The organism is Chryseobacterium gambrini, from assembly GCF_027920505.1.
Lineage (GTDB): Bacteria > Bacteroidota > Bacteroidia > Flavobacteriales > Weeksellaceae > Chryseobacterium > Chryseobacterium gambrini.
Genome location: NZ_CP115857.1, coordinates 761,886 through 783,831, shown reverse-complemented (window position 1 = coordinate 783,831; position 21,946 = coordinate 761,886). Strand labels below are relative to the sequence as shown.

18 protein-coding genes are annotated in these 21,946 nt (G+C 34.5%); 8 read left to right on the top strand and 10 right to left on the bottom strand.

Annotated elements, in window-relative coordinates; genetic code table 11:
- The first annotated feature begins 93 nt into the window (after positions 1–93).
- Positions 94–891, top strand: coding sequence for a class I SAM-dependent methyltransferase (locus PFY09_RS03480; protein WP_271161413.1), 798 nt, complete (start codon positions 94–96; stop codon positions 889–891).
- Between the two features lie 56 nt (positions 892–947).
- Here the strand turns inward: PFY09_RS03480 and PFY09_RS03475 are convergent, their stop codons facing one another.
- The 3 genes from PFY09_RS03475 to PFY09_RS03465 all read right to left on the bottom strand — a co-directional run bounded on the left by PFY09_RS03475 (position 948) and on the right by PFY09_RS03465 (position 3,436).
- The gene (locus PFY09_RS03475; RefSeq protein WP_076390001.1) at positions 948–1,217 is read right to left on the bottom strand and encodes a YtxH domain-containing protein; all 270 of its coding nucleotides are present in this window, start codon (positions 1,215–1,217) and stop codon (positions 948–950) included.
- 97 nt (positions 1,218–1,314) lie between these two features.
- On the bottom strand, positions 1,315–2,157 hold the full coding sequence (locus PFY09_RS03470; RefSeq protein ID WP_271161412.1) for an isoaspartyl peptidase/L-asparaginase: 843 nt from the start codon (positions 2,155–2,157) through the stop codon (positions 1,315–1,317).
- Positions 2,158–2,548: 391 nt separating this feature from the next.
- Positions 2,549–3,436 carry a cyanophycinase gene (locus tag PFY09_RS03465; protein WP_076390530.1) on the bottom strand — a complete coding sequence of 296 codons (888 nt, stop codon included), beginning with the start codon at positions 3,434–3,436 and terminating at the stop codon, positions 2,549–2,551.
- A gap of 390 nt (positions 3,437–3,826) precedes the next feature.
- Between PFY09_RS03465 and PFY09_RS03460 the strand changes: the two genes are divergently transcribed.
- From PFY09_RS03460 to cphA, 7 genes are all read left to right on the top strand, one after another.
- Positions 3,827–4,666, top strand: coding sequence for a GLPGLI family protein (locus tag PFY09_RS03460; RefSeq protein ID WP_271161411.1), 840 nt, complete (start codon positions 3,827–3,829; stop codon positions 4,664–4,666).
- Positions 4,667–5,285: 619 nt separating this feature from the next.
- Positions 5,286–5,966 carry a hypothetical protein gene (locus PFY09_RS03455; protein WP_271161410.1) on the top strand — a complete coding sequence of 227 codons (681 nt, stop codon included), beginning with the start codon at positions 5,286–5,288 and terminating at the stop codon, positions 5,964–5,966.
- Between the two features lie 168 nt (positions 5,967–6,134).
- On the top strand, positions 6,135–8,327 hold the full coding sequence (locus tag PFY09_RS03450) for a helicase associated domain-containing protein (protein WP_271161409.1): 2,193 nt from the start codon (positions 6,135–6,137) through the stop codon (positions 8,325–8,327).
- Positions 8,324–8,503: a DNA modification system-associated small protein gene (locus PFY09_RS03445; protein ID WP_271161408.1), complete on the top strand. Its 180-nt coding sequence runs from the start codon at positions 8,324–8,326 to the stop codon at positions 8,501–8,503. Before PFY09_RS03450 ends, PFY09_RS03445 begins: the two co-directional genes overlap by 4 nt.
- Positions 8,500–10,611 (top strand): DNA sulfur modification protein DndD, encoded by a 2,112-nt coding sequence (gene dndD, locus PFY09_RS03440; protein ID WP_271161407.1) that lies wholly within the window; start codon positions 8,500–8,502, stop codon positions 10,609–10,611. Before PFY09_RS03445 ends, dndD begins: the two co-directional genes overlap by 4 nt.
- Complete coding sequence (locus tag PFY09_RS03435) at positions 10,592–12,169, top strand: DndE family protein (RefSeq protein ID WP_116547897.1); 1,578 nt, start codon at positions 10,592–10,594, stop codon at positions 12,167–12,169. The genes dndD and PFY09_RS03435 overlap by 20 nt, the downstream gene beginning before the upstream one ends.
- A 203-nt stretch (positions 12,170–12,372) precedes the next feature.
- Complete coding sequence (cphA, locus tag PFY09_RS03430; protein WP_108411440.1) at positions 12,373–15,000, top strand: cyanophycin synthetase; 2,628 nt, start codon at positions 12,373–12,375, stop codon at positions 14,998–15,000.
- 86 nt (positions 15,001–15,086) lie between these two features.
- Here cphA and PFY09_RS03425 read toward each other — a convergent pair whose 3' ends face one another.
- The 7 genes from PFY09_RS03425 to PFY09_RS03395 form a co-directional block, all read right to left on the bottom strand.
- Complete coding sequence (locus PFY09_RS03425) at positions 15,087–15,542, bottom strand: hypothetical protein (RefSeq protein ID WP_271161406.1); 456 nt, start codon at positions 15,540–15,542, stop codon at positions 15,087–15,089.
- Positions 15,543–15,559: 17 nt separating this feature from the next.
- A complete protein-coding gene (locus tag PFY09_RS03420; RefSeq protein WP_271161405.1) occupies positions 15,560–16,744 on the bottom strand; it encodes a hypothetical protein in 1,185 nt (394 codons plus the stop codon).
- Positions 16,745–16,827: 83 nt separating this feature from the next.
- Positions 16,828–17,664: a type 1 glutamine amidotransferase gene (locus tag PFY09_RS03415; protein ID WP_116547673.1), complete on the bottom strand. Its 837-nt coding sequence runs from the start codon at positions 17,662–17,664 to the stop codon at positions 16,828–16,830.
- Between the two features lie 35 nt (positions 17,665–17,699).
- Positions 17,700–18,818, bottom strand: a complete 1,119-nt coding sequence (locus PFY09_RS03410; protein ID WP_076390024.1) for a carboxylate-amine ligase — start codon at positions 18,816–18,818, stop codon at positions 17,700–17,702.
- Between the two features lie 27 nt (positions 18,819–18,845).
- Complete coding sequence (locus PFY09_RS03405; RefSeq protein WP_076390026.1) at positions 18,846–19,799, bottom strand: ATP-grasp domain-containing protein; 954 nt, start codon at positions 19,797–19,799, stop codon at positions 18,846–18,848.
- A gap of 48 nt (positions 19,800–19,847) precedes the next feature.
- Positions 19,848–20,561, bottom strand: a complete 714-nt coding sequence (locus PFY09_RS03400) for an alpha/beta hydrolase-fold protein (protein WP_076390028.1) — start codon at positions 20,559–20,561, stop codon at positions 19,848–19,850.
- Between the two features lie 159 nt (positions 20,562–20,720).
- The gene (locus PFY09_RS03395) at positions 20,721–21,932 is read right to left on the bottom strand and encodes an ATP-grasp domain-containing protein (RefSeq protein WP_268054151.1); all 1,212 of its coding nucleotides are present in this window, start codon (positions 21,930–21,932) and stop codon (positions 20,721–20,723) included.
- Positions 21,933–21,946: the final 14 nt, after the last annotated feature.

The following is a 21,946-nucleotide window of genomic DNA, read 5'->3' as shown; positions in this document are numbered from 1 at the left end:
TAGGTATTAAACTTAAATAACTCAAGTATTTAAATCTTTTGCATCTTTTGCGGTAAAAAAGTTTAAACAGATTTATAAATAAAACTAAAAACAATGGAAAATTATTTAGAAATCAATAAAAATTCATGGAATGCCAAAGTAGAACCTCATCTCAAATCCGATTTCTATTTTGTAGATGAATTTTTGCAGGGAAGAACTTCGTTAAATTCGATTGAATTAGATCTTTTAGGAGATGTAAAAGGTAAAACTATTCTTCATTTGCAGTGTCATTTCGGGCAGGATTCTATTTCGCTGTCAAGAATGGGCGCGAAAGTTACGGGAATTGATCTGTCGGATAAAGCCATTGCAGCAGCAAAAGATCTGGCTCAGAAAGCAGGAACCGATACAGAATTTCTCTGCACAGATCTGTACAGTCTTCCCGATGTTCTCGATCAGAAATTCGATATTGTTTTTACAAGTTACGGAACAATCGGCTGGCTTCCCGATTTAGGAGAGTGGGCAAAAATTATTACCCGTTTTCTGAAACCGGAAGGGAAATTTGTAATGGCAGAATTTCATCCTGTAGTCTGGATGTACGATGACGATTTTAAAGGCGTACAATACAACTATTTCAACGAAAAACCGATTGTGGAAACCTATGAAGGAACTTATGCAGATCAGTCCGCAGATATCGTTCAGGAGTATGTGATGTGGAACCATTCTCTGGCGGAAGTTTTTCAGAATTTAATTAATGAGGATCTTCAGATCAAAAAGTTTCAGGAATTCGACTGGTCGCCATATCCATGTTTCAGGCACGTTGAAGAATTTGAAAAAGGAAAATGGAGAATTCCTCAGTTCGGAAATAAAATTCCTTTGGTTTTTGCCATTGAAGCACAAAAAAAGTCATCGTAATAAAAACTACGATGACTTTCCTGTATATATGAATGTTAAAATAAACTATTTATAGTCTAGCTTACCGCTTCCTGAGCCTTATTCTTAAGATCTTCCGCTTTATCCTGAGCCTGAGAAGCTACGTCGTTTGCTTTATCTTTTACCTGCGAAGCAACGTTGTTGGCTTTATCTTTAAGATCATTTCCCCATTTGTTTAGGTTGTCTTTTGCAGTGTTGATCTTATCTTTCACTATTTGCTTATCTTCTTCAGAAGAATTTTTGTATTTCCAGTATGCAAGTGCTCCTAATCCTAATAACGCTAATAAGCCTTTTGTCTTATTTCCCATGATTTCTATTTTTTTAAGTTAATATTAAAGTTTGATGTCAGTAATCATGTAAAATGTGTGCCAAAAAAATAAACAGACTTATAAAATAATGTTAAATTTAATTGAAAACTTCATAATTTTCTCCGTCAAAACTTGCAAAAACCATAGTGGGATAAGAATCCTGATGGTATATATTTCCGTTTTTATCAATAGCAATCGCGCCTGCAAAGCCATCGATGGTTTTTAATTCGTCGAAAGTTTTTGTAAACGCTTCTTCTATCGTCATGCCATCGGTAACCCGGGTTACAATTTTCGTTGCGGTGGCATTGCTTACAATATCTTCACCAACTCCGGTACAGCTTACCGCACAGAAAGAATTCGCATAATTTCCGGCAACAGTAGCCGAATCGGATATCCTTCCCGGGATTTCAAAACCTTTTCCTCCGGTAGAAGTGGCAACGGCTAATTTTCCGTCCTTATCAATCGCTACACAGCCTACCGTTCCTTTTCCGCCATTTTCAAGTTTCGCTTCATATTCTTTTCTCCTTTGCGGAATTTCAGTTGAAAAATTCTCGAAACCATGTTCTGTAGCATAATTTTTTGCACCGCTTCCTCCTAAAACCCGGTCGTCTTCTTTCATCAGCTCTTTCGCCACAAAAACAGGATTCTTCACATCCTGAATATTGATAACACCGCTTAATTTCTGCGTTGCTCCATCCATAATCGCTGCACTCATCCTGATTACGCCATCACTCTGGATCTGCGAACCGATTCCTGCATTGTACAGCTCATCATCTTCCAGCAAAGAAACAGCGTACGCAGCCGTATCAAATGCCGAGTTGGATTTTAAATAATCGAATGCTTTCTGAGCAATGCTTTTTAATGAATTCTGTTTGGCTGTTTTTACTTCGTGGCTCTGGTCGCTTTCCGAGAAAAATCCGCCGTGGATGATTATTTTCATTGTATTCTGATGTCGTTTATATTTTATTTGGAGCTTACTCCCGCTATCCACTGTATCTTTTGGGTTACGGACTCCGCTTCGCTCCGTCCGCAACCCAAAAGGATGCCGTTTCTATCGGGGCTAAGATTTTCCTGCATATTTCAATGGTTCACTGTGCTTTTCACTGGTCACGAATCTCATTTATATAACAAGTCTTGAGATTCTTTCTATCCACGATAAAATTAAGCATCAATCCTTATTGAAAACCTTGGATTTTCCTGCGCCTTAAAGATTTGAGACGAATAAAAATCTTGCGTCTTTGCGTTTTCCAACAAGAATATTTTATTTAAAAAAGTTCGTTGTAAATATCTAAAATTGTCACAGGAACAATTCACCATTTACCATTCCCTTTCTATTTTTCCTGCGGGATCGGATTAAACTGAGAGTTCTCAATCGTCAGCGCTTTAGTCGTAAGATCATAATGATCGTTCATCGACATTACGTGAACCGTTAAATTATCAATAGAAATAGGCTCTCCAAGATTAATATTGGTAAGATTGGTGTCTTTAATAAACCTTCCGTCCACCAGAATCACCAGTCCCGAACCTACCGCCGTCATCACATCATTGTGGATGAACAATCCGGTATCTTCTCCCAGACCGATTCCCAGAGTTCTCGGATTGTTTACCACCGCCTGAAAAAGTCTTCCGATTCTTCCTCTCTGTACGAAATGCGTATCGATAATCACATTATCAATCAGTCCCAAACCCTGAGTCGTTTTAATTTCTCCTTTCAGCAAAGCTTCGGAACTGCTTCCCTGATAAATCATATTCTCCGATGCCGCAGCGGCTCCGGCAGAAGTTCCTGAGTAGATGAAATCCTGTTCCTGATATTTCAGTAAAATGGTATCGTGAAACCTTGTTCCGCCAAGAATTGAAGTCAGTCTCAGCTGATCTCCACCTGTAAACATCACCACATCTGCAGCATTGGCTCTCGCAACAATAGCATCAGAATTCGCTTCCTCACGGTTATGAATATCAAGGATGTTTACATTTTTAGCGCCTAAAAACTCGAAGGCTTTTTTATATTCGGAACCTACAATTTGCGGAATCTGAGAGGCAGTGGTGATAATCTCAATAACGGAATTCTCTTTCAATTTAGATTCATTAATAATCTTTCGAAGAATTCCCCTCTCAAAAAAATTCAGGTTTTTTTCTACACTTTGATCAAAATCGGTTTCTGCAAAACTTCCTTTGTTTACAGCACCTCCGATAACAATTAATTTTCCAACAGGTTTCATCATAGGGTGCAAATTTAAAAAATAATTAACATTTGAGAAAGGATTAAGAGGGATTGATAATCAATAAGTGAAAATAAAATTTAAAAAGCAGGTATGAGAAGTGATTGTGAGAATATTTAAGTTTTACAAAAATTAAAATTGGAGCTTTTTTTAAGCTATCGTGATCTTTTTCTTTTATAATCAGTATTTTGAACAAAAGTTTAACTCATCTTTTTGTTATTTTTGTGGTTGTGTAAAAGAACAGAGTTATTTTTTTAATAAAAGTTCAGCCAATTTCTGTCTTTAATCCCATCAAATAAAAACAATGATGAATTGTTAATTGCAGCCATTGAGCCGAATCATAAATTCAATATATATTTTAACACAGTAAATTTCTAAACCAGATCACCAATGTTTCACCCTCATCATTTATTAAAGCACCTGTTTTTATTCTTAAGTTTTTTCTCCCATGCCCAGATTTCCGTAAGCGGAAATTTTTCTATGAAACCTGATTCTTATGAAGCCATGGTTATTGACAGCAGTTATCAGAATATTTACTATAAAGCAGAATTTGTTAAAGATCCCAAAAAGAAAAAGCTGGAAACAACCTGTGTTTTGCAGATAGGAAAGAAATTTTCTAAATTTTCAGATTTTAATGTATTGCGCAAAGATTCTTTAATGGAAAAATACAGTCATTTGGAGAAAATAGGAGCTAAAGAATTAGGCCAGTCCCTTAATTTAGCGGAAAAATGGAGAAGTATTTTAATTAAAAATTTTCAGGAAAATAACATTACGGTACAGGATAAAACAAATATTACGTACCAATATGAAGAAAAACAGCCCGCTCTCGATTGGAAACTTGAAAACGAGACCAGAGAAATCCTTGGGTATGTATGCCATAAAGCCACTACGAAGTATCGGGGAAGAAAATATGCAGCATGGTATTGCAAAGAAATTCCCATTAACAACGGTCCTTATATTTTTCAGAATCTTCCCGGTTTAATTTTAGAATTGGAAGACAGCGACAATAATTTTCATTTTACAGCCATTGCAATGGATAAAAAGATAAATGCAGTCTATCTGAGAAATGAAAAAAGAATTCTTCATATAACCCGAGGGCAGTTTAGAAAAGCATTGCAAACATATCATGACAATCCCGGCTTTTTTCATGGAAAAGCGTATAACGAAGATGGCAGCCAGATCGCTGTAAAATCTCCTCCTCTTCCGTATAATCCCATCGAATTGGAATAAGTTTCAGCGGAGGATAAAAGGCATTGTCTCTACAGAAAACAGCAGTTTTCCAAGCGTAAAAACAGATTGATCCTTCTGAAATAGATTTCAGCTTAAAGGTAAACGCAATTCATCCCACAGAGAACAGCATTTTGATGGACGAAAAACCCTGTTGACCTTTGTGTGCAGGCATTTTGTCCGGAGTCTCCAAACAATTACTTTGCAAACCAAAGGTTTTGACCTGATGAAAAATCTCATTCACTCTAGTTTACAAGATATTCAATAAATAATTAACTTATCTCTTTTACTAATAAACGCTTCAACATACTCAGGCTGACGATGTTTAAACATTGCGGTTGGTATTCGAGGTGATCCTGAGCTTGGCGAAGGCTCTCTGTTAGAAAACGCTTGCTAATTTTTAATCCCATGAAGAACAGATTTTTTCTAATCCATATTTTTTATTTGCTTACCATGAGTAAGGATGATTCTCTTTGTCAGATACTATTATTGCTTAGTTTTCAATGATTTGGAGATATACTGAAAAAGTGAAATAAATATCATTATTGAAAAATATGTTTAACTATATATTGAATTTGTAATAAAAATTATTATATTAGTATTAAATTAAAAACAAATAACCATGTATATCAAACAGGAAGAATATCTTCCGCTGGCAAAAGACCTTATCGCCAGTTTCAGCAGGGATCTTTTGCTTTTTGCAGAGGAAGATCATAATTATACGCAGGCATATAAAGATGCTTTTCAGTCGAAAATTACAGAAGTAGAGCAGAAAGAAGCCAGTAATACAGCTCTGGTGCAGCAGAAACAGGCTACACAGGCTCTGTATCTGTTAGGAGAAGATCTGAAAAAACCTCTTAAAAGTTTAAGAATACGCATTGAAAGAGCAGGAATTCCCACTAACCTCACCACACAGATTCTGACGGATATTAAGAAGCGTAATTTCGAAGGAGTCGGCAGTAAACTTACAGATCTTATTTCTTTGGTCAATGCCCATCTTACGCTTTTACAGGATAAAGGAATGAAAAGTACGATACCTCAGGATTTACAGGATTTTCAACTGGCTATTGCCGCAAAAGCCGATGAGCAGACCCAGTTAATGAAAAAAGTAGCAGGAATCATCGGTACCCAAAAAGAGCTGTACGACGGCTTATACAAATATATTTCTGAGATCTGCGAAGATGGCAAATTAATCTTCGAAGGACAGCAGAAAGCCGATGAATATATCATCAAAAGAATGCTCGCCAAGCTACATGTGGATAAGGTAAAGAGCGGGGAGGGGAAGGAGATTGGAGGAGCTTAGTGTATGTGAGGTTGGAATAGACTAATCCAATTAATCAAAAGATTAGATAATTTTCTTACTAAAGCTAAAACAATGTCGGAATGCAAGTATTTTTAAGACTAAAATATGGAAAGCCGTATTTTAATCTTAAAAATACTTCTTATACTTGATAATCAATTATGCTGCAAAATGACAATAGACGAAATTTATAAAAATAATGAAATAAGTGTCCGCTCGTATAATATTTGTAAATACAATAGTCTTGAATCTCTTGATAAATTAATAGATTACTATTTTAGAAATCACTCATTTGAAACGCTTCGTAATTGTGGACGCAGATCTAATCGAGAGTTAATTGATTTATGCAGGAAATACGAAACAAATATCATAAATAATACGATTGAAAAAGCAAATGAAAATACATTAGAAGAGACTATTGTAAGTTTGAGCAGAATCCAAAGAGAGGTTATTAATAGTTTTATTCTTGTAAATACTAATAGTCTTTCTGTAAGAAGTAAAAATGCTATTTCTCAATTCCTAAACGGTAATTTTAGTGTGAGAAATTTTGCCGAAAAAATCTTATTAAACAAAAAATTTATTCTTGCTTCGATTGATAACGTAGGAAAAAAGTCTATTCTGGAGCTGGAAGTTTATATTTCAATCGTAAATGACTTTATAATAAGTGTTAAAGAAGCTAATGATGAACATCAATTAATAACCTTAAAAAATAGTTTTTTAATTCGTCAGACATTTTCTATCTCCAAAATTCCAATTGAAATTTTACAATCTGAATCTATTTTTCAATTAACAGATTTTCTATTTGAAAATAATGCATTTTTTAACAAAAATCATAATTCAATAATTCAGCAGGCATTAAAAATTTATAATAATACAGAAGATCGAACTCTTGAAGAAATTGCAATAAAAAATAATTTATCAAGAGAGCGTGTTAGACAAATACGAAAAGATTGTATTAATGAATTATTTGAAAAGTTATCATTTATTAAAAATTTCAATGATGATTTATTTCAAAATTATGGTATTGATTTATCTTTAGATATAATCGAAGTAAAGGAAAATCTGGTAAGTCAAATTAATATACGAAATAAAACCAATTTTTCAAAAGAATTTATTTCCTACATACTTGCGGTTTATTTAAATGACAATTTTTCAATAATTGGCAATATCGAAGATATTTTGCAGCCTAAATACTTCAACAACAAAAATCGACATAACTGGAATAATTTTTACATATTCAATAAAAAGCTTTCTAAAATTGATTTCATATCATTTGCTAATGATATAGACAGAAGATTAAACGATAGAATTGAGGAGACTTATTCTTTCAATTTAAAAAGTTATTTGTCGAGATTTATAGATGATTTAGATATAGAAGTAATTGAACCAGCATTTCCTGTTGCCGAAAAAATAATCAATGATGAATTTGCTTTATATCTTGATGTAGATGATAATATAATTTTCAAAAAAAACACAATCAAACAAGCATTTGAATATTCTTGTGAAGCACTTGAAAATCTCGGAAAACCTTCTAAAGTTGAAGAAATTACAAAAAAAATAAAGGAGCTACATCCTAACTACGAAACAGACGAGAAGAAAGTTCGTGCTTCAATGAAAAGGAAAGACGGATTTGTACCGATTGGCAGAACAAGTGTTTTTGGCTTAAAAAAATGGGAAAATGAAATAGAGGATTTTAGAGGAGGAACTATAAGAAGTATTTCAACTGAATTACTTGAGCAATCTGATAATCCAAAACACATTTCAGAAATCACAGAACATGTATTAAAATACAGACCAAATTCCAATGAAAAAAGCATCTACTATAACCTTAGAATAGATGAATCTGAAACCTATAGTTTCTTTAAAAATTCTTATGTTGGACTAAAGAAGAAAAATTATTCTGAAGATTTTGAAATACTAAAAAACTCTGATATTATTGATCGAAATTCTTGGGAAGAGAGATATGAAGATTTACAAAAATTTCTTTTACTTGAAAATAGATTACCTTTTTCTAATGGAGTTCCAGAAGAAGAAATTAGGCTTTATAGGTGGCTTAATGTTCAAAAAAGAAAAATAAGAATAAGAGATTTAGACGAACAAAAAAGTAAACTAATTATTGAAGTTTTTGAAAAATTTCCTCTAATAAATGGTAGAAGAAGATTAAACTCAACAGAGAAATATGATGAGCTTCTTGAATTCATTAAAGATAAGCAAAGATTACCAGATGCAAACAAGCAAGGAGAAGAAAACCTTTATCAATTCTTTTACAAACAAAGAAAATTATATGATAATGATGAGCTGGATAATCATGAAAAATCTTATTTTTCAAAAGTATGTCAAATATTTAAAAATCTAAGTTTATGAAAATAAAAGATAACAAAGTATATCAAAATGAAAGACTAAAGGAGATTTGTTCTACCAAAGGAGTAGATTACAAATCTTTAGAATCTTTGTTAGATTCTGTCAAAGCCAAAAAAATAAAACGTATAAACTACCATCAGCAAAAAATTGTTGATGTAATCGAAAAAGCTATAAAATGAAATTTTCCAATATAAAAATCAACAATTTCAGACAGTATTATCAAACTGTTGATTTTGATTTATTTACTAATGACGAAAAGAATATTGTAGTAATTGGTGGTAAAAACGGATATGGTAAAACGAATTTTTTACTATCAATTGTTTGGTGTTTGTATGGAGAGAAAATTTCTCAAATAGATGACAATTTCAAGAAAGAAATTCAGAAAGAGAAAAACTATTCTTCGTTTATGCAACAATCAATAAACTGGTCTGCACAAAAAGAAGGAATTGATACTTTTTCAGTTAGTATTTTGGTTGAAGAAATCGAATTATCCGAAATCTCTAAACTATCACCAAGTGCAGATAAAGTATTGATAATTCGGTCAAGAAATACATCAACAACGGAAGAAAAACTTTCCATTGTCGACCCGATATCAAATATAGAAATATTTGATAATGAAGAAGACAAGTTTAACTTTATCAACGATTACATTATTCCAATAGATGCAGCAAAGTTTGTGTTTTTTGATGCAGAAAAAATTGCTGAAATAGCCAATTTATCAATAAAAGAAGAAGGAAGTTTTATAAATGATGCACTTGGAAAAATATTAGGATTAGATAGTTACGAAATACTAATTGATGATTTTGAGTTTTATATTAATACTTTAAAAAAGGAAGGAGCAACAAGAAATCTTCAAGAGCAAATAATTGATAAAGAAAAAGCTATTGAGTTATCAAATTTGGAAATTGAAAAACTTGAAGAAGAAAATGCTGAAAAGCTCAAAGAAATAGATGATCTAAAAAAAGAAATTAGAAAATTTGACAGCTTAATTTCACAAAACAGCAAACAAGGTAGTTCTAATTTTGACAGAGAAAGCATAGTTACTGAAATTGATAAATTAAAATCAAAGGAAATAGAGCTTAATGAAAGATTTACTCAATTAAGCGAAACTATTCCTTTAACAATTTTGGCTGGAAAACTTGAAGAAGTAAAAAAGCATATTTATATTCAAGAAGCAAACGAAATTTCTCAAAAATCATCAATAGAGAATTCTGAAAAAATAGAAAACTTCATTGAATTACTTTTCAATAGACCTCCTGATCCTGAAAATTCAACAATGTCTTTCAGGGACAAAAGTTTCTATTACGAAAAAGCAAAACGTTTAGGAAGTGAATTGTATAATACCGAAAGTGATTATCAAGAATTGGAATTTGAACACGATTTGAATAACGCTGAAAAGAATTTAATTTCTGACGCAATTAATCTTGTTCATTCTCAATCGAGCGACTTATTTCAAAGTACTATTGAGGAATTTAATTTCATTAATTCAAGAAAATCTGAATTAATGAAAATCCTTAATAAAGTAGATGCAGATTTAGTTGATGATATAGTTTTAGATTATTTGGCTAAAAAAGAAACTGCCGAAAACAAAACTACTGAGTACAATAGAAAAATTGGTGAAAATACTCAACAAATAAATAAAATAAAGAAAGATATAACTAGATTTAATCAAGAACTTGTAACACTTAGAAGTAAAGTTGAAATTAACGCTCAAAACAAATTAAAAATCAAAGAAACTGAAAAATATATTGACACACTCAATACTTTTTTAGAAGAACAAAAGAACAGACATAAAGACAGTTTAGAAAAAACAATTCTTATAGAATTAAAAACATTGATGCACAAACTTTCAAGCGAAGAAAACAACAGCAAGTTTATTGAAGATGTCAAAGTTACAATTTTGGCTTCCGGACAAGGAATGAAAATTACTTTACTTGACCAAGACGATAACGAAATCAGAAAAGAAAGTTTATCATCAGGAGAAAAGCAAATTTACATTTCGTGTTTAATTAAAGCTATCCTGAATGAATCCATTCAAAGTTTACCAATTTTCATTGATACACCATTAGGAAGACTTGATGAAGAACACAGAGACAGTATTACTAAAAAATACTATCCTGCTTTATCAGAACAAGTGGTACTTTTTTCAACCAATAGCGAGATTACACCTAAACGATTTAGAGATATTTCAGAAAATATAGCGAAGTCATATCTTTTGGTAAATGATGGAGCAAATACTAATTTAACAAACGGCTATTTCCACAATTATGAGAATAACATTAAGTAAAGAAAACGATGAAATTCTGTATAATCTAAAAAGTTTATATGGCTTCAAAAATGAGGGAATTGCTCCTCGTATTGCATTTGCATTAAGCTTGCAAACAGGCAAATATTTTGATTTAGAAAATGAAAATATTCCGAAATCTGATGGAAAAGAATTTAGGGACGATAAAGCTCTTTTTGGAACACTCATCAATGATACATCAAATGTTATTATATACAAATCAATATTGGATCAACATTATAGTAAAAATACTTTTGAAGATGAGTTTGTAAAACTTTTTAAACTTCATCTTAATCACGGTTTAAAGATGTGGAATGAAAATGTAGAAAATGGAGAAATTACGAAAGGGAATCATATAGATATTCTATTAAAACCAATAAAAAAGGGATTGACTTTAAGATCAAATACAACTCATATTTCTAATAATGTTAAAAAATCAGAAGTTAAAGAGTTTCAAGAATTGTTATCATTTGAAATTGGGAAATCAGAAAATGATGAACCACTTGTAATTAAAATTAATGATCTTCGAGAATTTGACAATAGAAATATTGCAATTGCGGGAATGGCTGGTTCGGGAAAAACTCAACTAATAAAAGACATTCTTTATCAAATTTCTAAAAACTCAAACAATGAATTGAAATTTATATTTTTTGATTATAAAGGAGAAGGAAATCCAGAGCAACTAAAACCATTTTTAGAAGTAACAAAAGCTGAATTTGTCGATATTGTCAATGATGGCGGAGTTGACTTTAATCCTTTCTTATCTATAAATTTAGATGAAAGACAAAGACCTTTTAGTATTCGTGCATTTGTAGATACTATTTCTACATTCGTTCCAAGAATGGGTGTTAGCCAAGAAAATATTTTGATAAGCTTAATTAATGATTTACTTGACAGGAAAAATGGTTACTATCCAACTATCGCTGAATTATTTGTAGATTTAGAAAGTTACTATGAAGAAAACGGAATTAGACAAGATACTTTGTACTCAGTAATAAGAGATTTATCTACTAACATTTTTAATTGTGATCCAAATAATCCTGATGTTTTAAGCAAAAGTCTATATTTGAATTTACCACCAGCTCTTTCTGACACATTACGTCAGTTAGTTGTATTCCTTTTGCTCAGATATTTTAATTCATATTTTACTTCTACAAATGACTGCGAACCGAAAGAGCATATTTTCCCAGTTAGATATGTAATCGTAATTGATGAAGCTCATATTTATCTAAAAAATAAAAACGCAAGAAAAGCACTTGAAGATTTACTGAGACTTTTAAGATCAAAAGGAGTTATTGTTGTTATGTTATCTCAAGGAGTTGAAGATTATAAAACAAAAGATTTTGATTTTGCTTCACAAGTTAAATTACCAATTTGCTTGAATGTTCAAAACAAAGATTATAAGGCAATCAGTAATTTTGTAGGAACACCAAGCAGTAAATACAAACTTGAAACGGAAATCAAAAAACTAGATTCTGGAAAAGGATTAATAAACATCGGAGAACCTAAAATAATAGAACTTAGACAATGGTGGAAAACAAAAAGAGATGAAGGATTATAATTATGTTAAAGCACAATTATACTACCTACTATTTGCAACTAACTTTTAAAAATCTCTAAATTCTTTTTAATTGTATTGAGATTTTAATATTTTTTATTCATTTTTTAATAAATGTTTAACTGTGGTATAGTTTCGTTTCGGGTTTTACATTATCTTTGAATAAATGGAGTTATTGTTAACTATTAAAAAAATGCAAATAGACTATGAAAATTGAGAAGATACAGGCGTTACGAGGACCAAACATTTGGAGCATCAGAAGAAAGAAACTGATACAGATGAGATTGGATCTCGAAGAAATGGAGAATTTCCCAACCAATAAAATTGACGGCTTCAGAGAAAGAATAGAAAAACTGATTCCCTCTTTGTTCTCTCACAGATGTTCCGAAGGTGTAGAAGGCGGTTTTTTTCACCGTATCGAAACAGGAACATGGATGGGACACGTTATTGAGCATATCGCTTTGGAAATCCAGACTTTAGCCGGAATGGACGTCGGTTTCGGAAGAACGCGTGAAACAAAAACTCCGGGAGTGTATAATGTCGTATTCAACTATATCGAAGAAAATGCAGGAATTTACGCAGCCGAAGAGTCGGTGAAAATTGCTGAAGCTTTAATAAAAGGGGAGGAGTACGACTTGAATGCCTGTATAAAAAAACTAAAAGAAATAAGGGAAAGAGTGCGTCTCGGTCCTTCTACAGGAAGTATCGTGGAAGAAGCCGTTTCCCGAAGAATTCCATGGATTCGTCTGGGAACCAACTCTTTGGTTCAGTTGGGGTATGGTGTGAATCAACAGAGATTTCAGGCAACCATTACAGGAAATACGAGCTCAATTGCGGTAGATATTGCCTGTAATAAAGAATTAACCAAAAAAATGCTCCATGATGCGGCAATTCCGGTTCCTATAGGAGATTTGGTGGTTGATGAAGAAGGACTGAACAGTGTCATTAGAAAAATTGGCTATCCTGTCGTTATCAAACCACTGGACGGAAACCACGGAAAAGGCTCTTCAATTAATGTAAACGACTGGGAATCGGCGAAAATAGGTCTGGAACACGCTCAGAAATACTCAAGAAAAGTAATTGTTGAGAAATACATTACAGGATACGATTTCAGGGTTTTGGTCATCAACAATAAAATGGTTGCAGCCGCAAGAAGAGTTCCTGCCCACGTTATGGGAGATGGCGAACTGAACCTTCAGCAATTAATTGATAAAGAAAATAAAGATCCGAGAAGAGGATACGGACACGAAAATGTGTTAACTGAAATCCTGATCGATAAAGATACGACTGAACTTCTTGAAAAGCTTCAGTACACTCTGGAAACGGTTCCGCAGAAAGGAGAAATCGTTTATCTGAAATCAACTGCCAATCTTTCTACAGGAGGAACCTCCATAGATGTTACCGATATGGTGCATCCGGAAAACATTACCATGGCTGAAAGGATTTCAAAAATCATTGGTCTTGATGTCTGCGGAATTGATATTATGGCTGAAAATTTAACCCAGCCTTTAAAAGAAAGCGGCGGTGCCATCATTGAAGTGAACGCAGCTCCGGGATTCAGGATGCATTTGGCTCCAAGTGAAGGATTGCCGAGAAACGTTGCGGCTCCCGTCGTAGATATGCTGTATCCGCAGGGAAAACCTTTTACCATTCCGATTATTGCGGTAACGGGAACCAATGGTAAAACAACCACAACAAGACTAATTTCGCATATTGTTAAAAGCAACGGTTACAGAGTAGGTTTCACCACATCGGACGGAATTTATATTCAAAACACGATGTTAACGAAAGGAGATACAACAGGACCTCTTTCCGCTGAATTTATCCTGAAAGATCCTACGGTTGAATTTGCCGTTCTGGAAACAGCAAGAGGCGGAATTTTACGTTCCGGTTTAGGATTTTCTCAGTGCGATATCGGTGTTTTAACCAATATCAAGGAAGATCATTTGGGAATGAACGATATTCATAACCTGAAAGATCTTACCCGGGTAAAAAGGGTAGTGTTGGACAGCGTAAAGAAAAACGGATGGAGTGTGATGAATGCCGATGACGAATATTCCATGAGAATCGTGAATGATCTTCATTCCAATGTAGCTATTTTCAGTATGGACGAGAACAATCCGCACATCAGGAAATTTGCAAAAGAAGGAAAGATTACCTGCGTGTATGAAGAAGGATTTGTAACGATTAAAAAAGGAGACTGGAAGATCAGGATCGGAAAGGCAAAAGATTTCCCGATCACAATGGAAGGGAAGGCTAAATTCATGATCGAGAATGTTTTGGCAGCGAGTTTAGCTTCTTATCTCTACGGATTCGGAATTGAAGATATATCAAATTCTTTACGAACTTTTATTCCGAGTGCACAGCTCACTCCGGGAAGACTTAATGTTTTTAAATTTAAAAATTTTAAAGTTTTAATTGATTTTGCCCACAATCCGGCAGGTTACGAAGCAATTGAAGATTATCTTAAAAATGTAGAAGCTACAAAAAAAATAGGCATTATTTCGGGAGTCGGAGACAGAAGAGACAACGATATCAGAGAATGCGGAAAAATTGCCGGAAGAATGTTTGACCACATCATCATCCGAAACGAAAAGCATCTTCGCGGAAGAACGGAAGATGAAATTAACGGATTGATTATTGAAGGAATGCAGAGTTCAGGAAAAAATATAAGCTATGAAACGATTCCTAAAGAAATTGACGCCTTAAAACATGCCATGGGAATGGCCGAAGAAGGAACGTTCATTACCGCTTTAAGTGATGTGATTTCGAATGCAATTGATCTTGTACAGGAATATCAGGCAAGAGAATTGCTTGAAGATGATAAAATATAATGTAAATACAGTTTAAAAGTTTCGGCGGCATCGAAGATGCCGCCGAAACCAAATAAAAAAGCTTCGAATGTTCGAAGCTTTTTTTATTATCTATTTTCCCATGTCGATTTTATATTCTGCATTTTAACCAGATAAAAATATAACGGGATCAACTCTAATCTTAGGCTAAAACCTATATTAGGAGACGTAAAAGGAATAACTACCATCATGATAATACATATTCCAATGCCAATAATGGCGTCAATAATTGCGGCCTGTGGAGCCCATTTCTGTTCAAACCAAAGTCCGTACGCAACAACTCCTTTGAATATTAACAGTAATGTTACAATTATTCCGGGTAAAGTATAAGGATGACTGGCATTGATGCCGTAAAGCGATAGGCTTATATTACTTAAAAAAGGAGCAATCATTAAAAAGATCACGGCAAAAGAACCCCCGATCAGAAAGAACCATAAAAATATTTTGATCCAGAGTGGCAACAAACTTCTTCTTCGTATATTACCCTGTATTTCAAACTCTTCAAAAGCTGAATTTTCTTCCATTGCTTATTTGTATTAATTTATTCCTCCGCAAAAAACGCATTTGAACTTCCGATCCAGATCGCATCCTTTTTATTGAAATCTACATTTACCATGGCTGCTTTAGTCATTCTGCCCAGATTTTCCAGTAGAATAGGTCGTTCGTCATTTTCGCGCCAGATATACAGTAATCTGATCTCTGCTTTTGAAAATTCACCGTTGATATCTTCGAAAATAGGCTCATAAGTTACTTTTCTCTGCAAAATATAGTTTTCTTTATCCTCAATAGCATCAGTAATTTCCTTTGTCGGATTTAGATTGACTCCGCTTCCTGCAAAAGAAAATAAAGGTTTTAAAACGAAATTTTCAAGGTTTTCACTTTCCGGAAATTCATGCAGGAAATAGCTTTTCGGAACAAACTGATGCTGTAAAAGCGGAAGGAGGAATTTAGAAATTTTAAAAAACCAGTTCGGATGCGTCACCCAGGTTACATCAACATCTTCACGGAAATCAAATTCAGTTTTCAGATCCGGAATTCTGTCTAATTCGTCAAAAATAACACGGTTATAAATTCTTCTGATCTCTGTTAATTTTCCATCGTTTTCGTAGAATAGTTTTCTTCCTTCTTTTTTCACTTTGGTTAAACAAACCGTTTTTATTCCCAGTAATTTTTCAGTCAGAACAAAATCAATGGCAGTTTTTTGCTTTTCAGGATAAATTTCAAGAAGAATTACATTTTCAGGATTTTCATCACCCAGAAGTAAATCCTTCATGTAATTTTTAAAATCATCATGAGGCATTTTATTTTGCAGCTCCGAAAGAAAAGGGTAGACATCACAGAATGTCTGCTCAAAAACTTTCTGAAATGCATACAAAGAAGGGAAAGCCTGAAGTTCGATCAACTGAGGTTCAATCTCGCCGTTTTCACTCTTGCAGATCCCGAAATCTATGGTGAAAAAGTGAGGTTGCTTCGTGTCATTGGGAACTCTGCAGTTATCAGGAATCGCTTTTTGTAAAGTTTCTTCAGGAAGATTTTTAATCTGTGTAATGATGCTTTCGCTGGCATCAATGAGTTTAGATTCAAATTCTTTTGTTAAAAATAAAGGACTTTCGGAAATTCTGAATCCGGTTTCCAGACCACTTTTCTGTTCTAAAATTTCTTTAAACTGATTGTATTTTTCCTTAGAAAATTCCTGATTAAATTGCTTTCTGTATTTTGGAATCATAATTCTTTTTCTTTTTGTGATTTAAAAAATCGGACAGTTTCTGTGTCCGATTTTTGTATTGATATTTTCGTTTTATTAAAAATTTAAGCCATTGCTTCTGCCTGCTTCAAAACGTTTTTTTTTGCAAACTGTAAGAATCTCGGCAGAATCTGAGCTTGAGTAAGGATAATTTTATCTTCATCATCCATTCTGTCCACGGTTTCAAGATACTTTTCCATTCCGAAATTTTCGATCATCGCCTGCTTGTTCTTTTCATCTTTCAGATTTTCAATCATGCCTGCAGGATTGGCTTCCGGATGAAACTGTGTTCCGAATATTTCCTCCGAAAAACGGATTGCCATCACCGCTCTTTCCAGATTGATGTGTGGGCGGAATTTTTCAATAGCCACGATTTTCATACCCAGCTCCTCAAAACGGTCATGATCCGGCTCGATAAACTGATACGCTCTGGAATCTACTGCATAGAAAGGATCGGGAAGGTTTTTGAATAAAAATTCCTGTTCTCCTTCCTCGGTTTTATGAACCGGCATTACTCCGAAAGAATACGATTTCCTTTTGCAGATATTTCCAAGTTTCCAGTGGATACTTGCCAACTGAAAAGAATGACAGATGAGGAACAGATATTTTTTGTCGTCGCTGTACTGGTTATGTTCAAAAACATTATCCAGAAACTGAGCAAATTTATCTTCCCATTCAAGACCTTCTCTGTGCGGATCTCCCGGACCTCCCGAAGAAATAAAAATATCGAAATCCTCTACATTGGGCATTTCATTTTTAAATCTCACATCGAATGTTTCAATGCTTACGTTTTCCTGAGCACAGCTTAGCTTAAATGCTTCAGAAATTTCTTTAATATTTTTAAAACCCTGATTCACATGATTATTGTTCATGTCCAGCAAAGCAATTCGAATATCATTCATACGACTTCATATTTTTTACAAAGTTACCAAAAAAATTATGAAGCGGTTTCTCCGTGTGTGATGCCGTACTCAGTTTCTGAGATCATATAATCCACAACTTTGGTAAGGTCTCCGGTTTCATTGAAGACTTTAAGCTGTCGGTCTGCTCCTGTTCCGTTTTCAAGAATGGTCCATGCGTATTCCACCTCTTTTCTGCATCCTAATTCGTCCACCACATCATCAATAAACTCAAGAAGTTCCTTTAAGAGATCAGGATAAGGCACAGATTCTTCTTTTCCGAAATCAATCAGATGAGCTTCAATTCCACTCTTGGAAGCGCGCCATTTGTTTTCATTTAGCAATAATCTTCTGTAGCTTCTGAAACTTAAATTCTGCTGATGAAGTTTGTAGATTTTTGCAACCAAAGCCTGCATTATGGCAGCCAGACAAACGGTTTCATCAATTCTCATCGGCATATCGCAGATTCTGAATTCGATTGTAGGGTAGAACGGGTGAACTCTGAGATCCCACCATATTTTTTTAGCATTATCAATGGTTCCCGTCTTTACCAAAAGGTCTACATAACTGTCAAATTCAGCTAAAGAATTGAAAAAACTCGGAATTCCGGTTCTTGGGAATTTTACAAAAATTTCCTGTCGGTAAGATTTAAAACCTGTATTTCTTCCGATCCAGAAAGGAGAATTCGTTGATAGTGCATAAACGTGCGGAAGGAAATACCTCATCACATTCTGTATTCTTACGCCTTCTTCACGGTTAGGGATTCCGATATGGACGTGAAGCCCGAAAATTAAATTTCCTCTCGCCACATCACCCATGTCGTCTACAATTTTAATGTAACGCTCTCCGTTTGTAATGGTGTTGTGTTCCCAGTTGGAGAAAGGGTGCGTTCCACCGCCGGAAACTCTCAGTCCCTGTTCATGGGCGGTTTTTATAAGATGTCTTCTTAAATTCGTTAATTCGGCTTTTGCCTCCTGAATATTCTGGCAGATGCCTGTCTCCATTTCAATCATGGATTCATGCATTTCATGCTTTAAATTTTCACTTAAAACAGCTTTTCCGCCTTCAATAATTTTCGAAACATGAGAGACCAGATCCCGGCTCTCAACATCAATAATCTGATATTCTTCTTCGATTCCAATAGTAAATTGATGCATTTTTTTTCGTGCTTTTTGTTGATATTCTTATTTTACAGAATCTTTTACGAAAGTTCCCCAAGAGATGTTGGGTTTTCCCGGAACATATTCTTTTGCTTTTTCGATCGCTAATTTGGCTGCGTGTTCTACGATCCATGCAAAATTTTCTTCTCCTACAGAATTTTTGTCTGCATCTGGAGCTGGATTACAGAAGTCGATTGCATAAGGAATTCCATCTCTTATGGCGAATTCTACCGTGTTGAAATCGTAGCCAAGCGCTTCATTCATTTTGATGGTGTAGTCGTGAATTGTTTTTAATAATTTCTCCAGTTCTGCACCCTGCGTCTGATGTGTAGTTGCATATCTCAGATGATGAGGATTTCTCGGCTCATAAGGCATGATATGAACATATTTTTTACCTAAACAGTATACTCTGTAATAATCGTCAAAGATAATTTCTTCCTGCACCATCATTACCAGTTGCTCGGTTTCGCTTAATTTCGTCCAAAGATCTTCCGGATTTTCCACGCGGTATACATTTCTCCATCCGCCTCCGTCATGCGGTTTCATGTACGCAGGAAAACCTACATAATCGAAAATATAATCCCAGTCGTGAGGGAATTTCAGGTTTCTGAAAGAGGTTTCTGAAGTGTTTGTCGGTCTTTCGTGAGACGGAAGCAAAACTGTTTTCGGAAGCGGAATTCCCAGTTTCGTCATCAAAGCGTTATTAAAAAACTTTTCGTCTGCGCTCCACCAGAAAGGATTGTTGATGACATAGGTTCCGTTCAATGCTGCATTTTTCAGGTACGCTCTGTAAAAAGGAACATCCTGCGAAATTCTGTCGATAATTACAGCATATCCGTAATCTGCACCCTGTTCAAGTTTATCAATATGTACAGGTTCTGCGATGATTTCTCCACCTCCCAATTCGTTAACTTTATCAATAAACGCCCAAGGAAACGTATCTTCCATACCGAATAGAATTCCTACTTTTTTTGCCATAAATGTATTTTTTAATGTTGTATTTTAATGTTAAATTTTAAATTATTTTTAAGAGAAAAAGGTTCCGATAAAAGTTGGGAAAACCATTCTCCAAAGCGGCCAGTCGTGATTAATCCACTTTCTTTCATCATACCAGAAATCAATACCTTTTGAAGCTAAAATTTCTGCCATTTCCACGTTTTTATCTTTGCAGATATCTTCATCCGAAGTGCTTAAAACAATATGCATATGTTTGTATTTCCATGCTTCATCATTTCTCACAAATTCACGCGGACAGTTGAAATAAACCAGCTCATCGGAATAGCCGTCCATAAAATTTCTGATGCTGAATGCTCCTGACAGACAGAACAGATGCGAGACAACGTCCGGAAAACGGAAAGCAAAATTAGCAGCATGATATCCTCCGAAACTTGCTCCCGCGACCGCAACTCGGTGCGTCTTATGAATTTTCTGAATATAAGGAACAAATTCCTGAATCAGAAACTGAACATATTTTTCATAATTTTTAATCCTTTGCTGAGGAGAAATATTGTTGTCATAAAAACTCCATCCGTCTATGGTCTGAACATTGTAAAGTTTAACTTTTCCCTGCTCTATAAACCAATTGATGCTTCCGTTAAGATGAAAATCATGGTTTTGGGTATATTGTCCCTGTGAAGTCGGAAACATGATGATCGGATAACCGTAATGTCCTGTAACCTCCACTTTAAGGCTAGTTCCTAGTATATGTGAATAATAATCTGTATGCTCTATCTGTGGCATTTTTTTTTCGTATTTGGGTTTAATCAGTAAATTGATAATAAGGTCTGCCTTTCCATTCTCCTGATTTAATGATTTCTAAATTAGGGATTAAAAAAGGATTTTAGGTAAACTTAATCTTATAAAATCAATAATTTCTTGATGTTAATTTCTCTTTTTAAATTATGACATAGGTTTATCTTTCGGCGGAAGAATATTCAGTAATTCAGCATGAATTTTTTCTGCTGCCGTGTCTAATCTTTCCTGAACGATTACCGAATCTTTCGATTTGTAAACGATTCCGACATGATAATCTATCGGTAAGAATTTTACCGCCTCTTCGCATTCAAACTGATTGTAATCCGGCTCTTTATCTTTAATTAAAGCGACAATAAGCCCTGAATAATATCCTGTAGGTTTAGAAACCTCATAATTTTTTCCTCTTAATAAAGCATCTTCAATTTTCGCCCATTCTCTCCAGATGTTAATGTTGCTTGATGCTTCCACGAGATCCGGAATATGCGCTCCACCCACTCTTGAAGACGTTTCAAGAAAATAATATTTTCCGTCGTCTTTGCTGCGTATAAATTCTGTGTGAGTCGCTCCGTTAATCAGCCCGAAATTTGATAAAACTTTCGAATTTACCTCTTCAAGAGCCTTAAATTCATCAGAATATCTTCCGAGCGTTTTTGTTCTGAAAACACCTCCTTCATGGGAAACCTCCATCGGAGGTGCCAAATATTTTGAAGCGGAAGTGAAAACGATTTCTTTGTTAAAAGTAAGACTGTCTACATGATAAACATCTCCCGGTTTGAAGCTTTCCAGAAGAAACAGGTGACGTTCTTCACCTAAATTATCAAGCGCCTTCCAGAGATCTTCTTTGGAATTCAGTTTTTTAATTCCTGAAGCAGAGGCTTCGGAACGTGGCTTTAAAACCCACGGTGCAGGAACCTGATCTACAAAATGATTAACCTCATCATTATTAAAAACTGCCGTAAATTCAGGAACATTAATTCCGGAATCCTTTGCTTTCTGTCTCATGGCAAGTTTATCCCTGAAATAGCGGTGCGTAGTCTGTCCCATCCCCGGAATTCTGAATGTTTCGCGGATAAGCGCCGCTTTTTCCACATCATAATCGTCCAGAGCAATAACGGCGTGTACTTTTCTGGTCTGCATCAGATGGGAAAATCCCTGCACGAGATGATCCAGATTCCAGACAGAAGGCTTTACTTCAGGCATATAGAATACCTCATCGATGGCATGCCACGGCCAGTTTTTTTCTTTAAGATTTTCGGATGTTACTAAAATTATTTTATTACCGAGTTTTTTCATTTCATCCATGAAATCATAACCCTTGTAATAGCACGAAATACATACTATTGTTTTCTCCTCCATACAATGTTTTTTAG

Coding starts and splice junctions, on each gene's coding strand:
- PFY09_RS03480 (WP_271161413.1), top strand. CDS start 94: ATGGAAAATTATTTAGAAATCAATAAAAATTCATGGAATGCCAAAGTA.
- PFY09_RS03475 (WP_076390001.1), bottom strand. CDS start 1,217: ATGGGAAATAAGACAAAAGGCTTATTAGCGTTATTAGGATTAGGAGCA.
- PFY09_RS03470 (WP_271161412.1), bottom strand. CDS start 2,157: ATGAAAATAATCATCCACGGCGGATTTTTCTCGGAAAGCGACCAGAGC.
- PFY09_RS03465 (WP_076390530.1), bottom strand. CDS start 3,436: ATGAAACCTGTTGGAAAATTAATTGTTATCGGAGGTGCTGTAAACAAA.
- PFY09_RS03460 (WP_271161411.1), top strand. CDS start 3,827: ATGTTTCACCCTCATCATTTATTAAAGCACCTGTTTTTATTCTTAAGT.
- PFY09_RS03455 (WP_271161410.1), top strand. CDS start 5,286: ATGTATATCAAACAGGAAGAATATCTTCCGCTGGCAAAAGACCTTATC.
- PFY09_RS03450 (WP_271161409.1), top strand. CDS start 6,135: ATGACAATAGACGAAATTTATAAAAATAATGAAATAAGTGTCCGCTCG.
- PFY09_RS03445 (WP_271161408.1), top strand. CDS start 8,324: ATGAAAATAAAAGATAACAAAGTATATCAAAATGAAAGACTAAAGGAG.
- dndD (WP_271161407.1), top strand. CDS start 8,500: ATGAAATTTTCCAATATAAAAATCAACAATTTCAGACAGTATTATCAA.
- PFY09_RS03435 (WP_116547897.1), top strand. CDS start 10,592: ATGAGAATAACATTAAGTAAAGAAAACGATGAAATTCTGTATAATCTA.
- cphA (WP_108411440.1), top strand. CDS start 12,373: ATGAAAATTGAGAAGATACAGGCGTTACGAGGACCAAACATTTGGAGC.
- PFY09_RS03425 (WP_271161406.1), bottom strand. CDS start 15,542: ATGGAAGAAAATTCAGCTTTTGAAGAGTTTGAAATACAGGGTAATATA.
- PFY09_RS03420 (WP_271161405.1), bottom strand. CDS start 16,744: ATGATTCCAAAATACAGAAAGCAATTTAATCAGGAATTTTCTAAGGAA.
- PFY09_RS03415 (WP_116547673.1), bottom strand. CDS start 17,664: ATGAATGATATTCGAATTGCTTTGCTGGACATGAACAATAATCATGTG.
- PFY09_RS03410 (WP_076390024.1), bottom strand. CDS start 18,818: ATGCATCAATTTACTATTGGAATCGAAGAAGAATATCAGATTATTGAT.
- PFY09_RS03405 (WP_076390026.1), bottom strand. CDS start 19,799: ATGGCAAAAAAAGTAGGAATTCTATTCGGTATGGAAGATACGTTTCCT.
- PFY09_RS03400 (WP_076390028.1), bottom strand. CDS start 20,561: ATGCCACAGATAGAGCATACAGATTATTATTCACATATACTAGGAACT.
- PFY09_RS03395 (WP_268054151.1), bottom strand. CDS start 21,932: ATGGAGGAGAAAACAATAGTATGTATTTCGTGCTATTACAAGGGTTAT.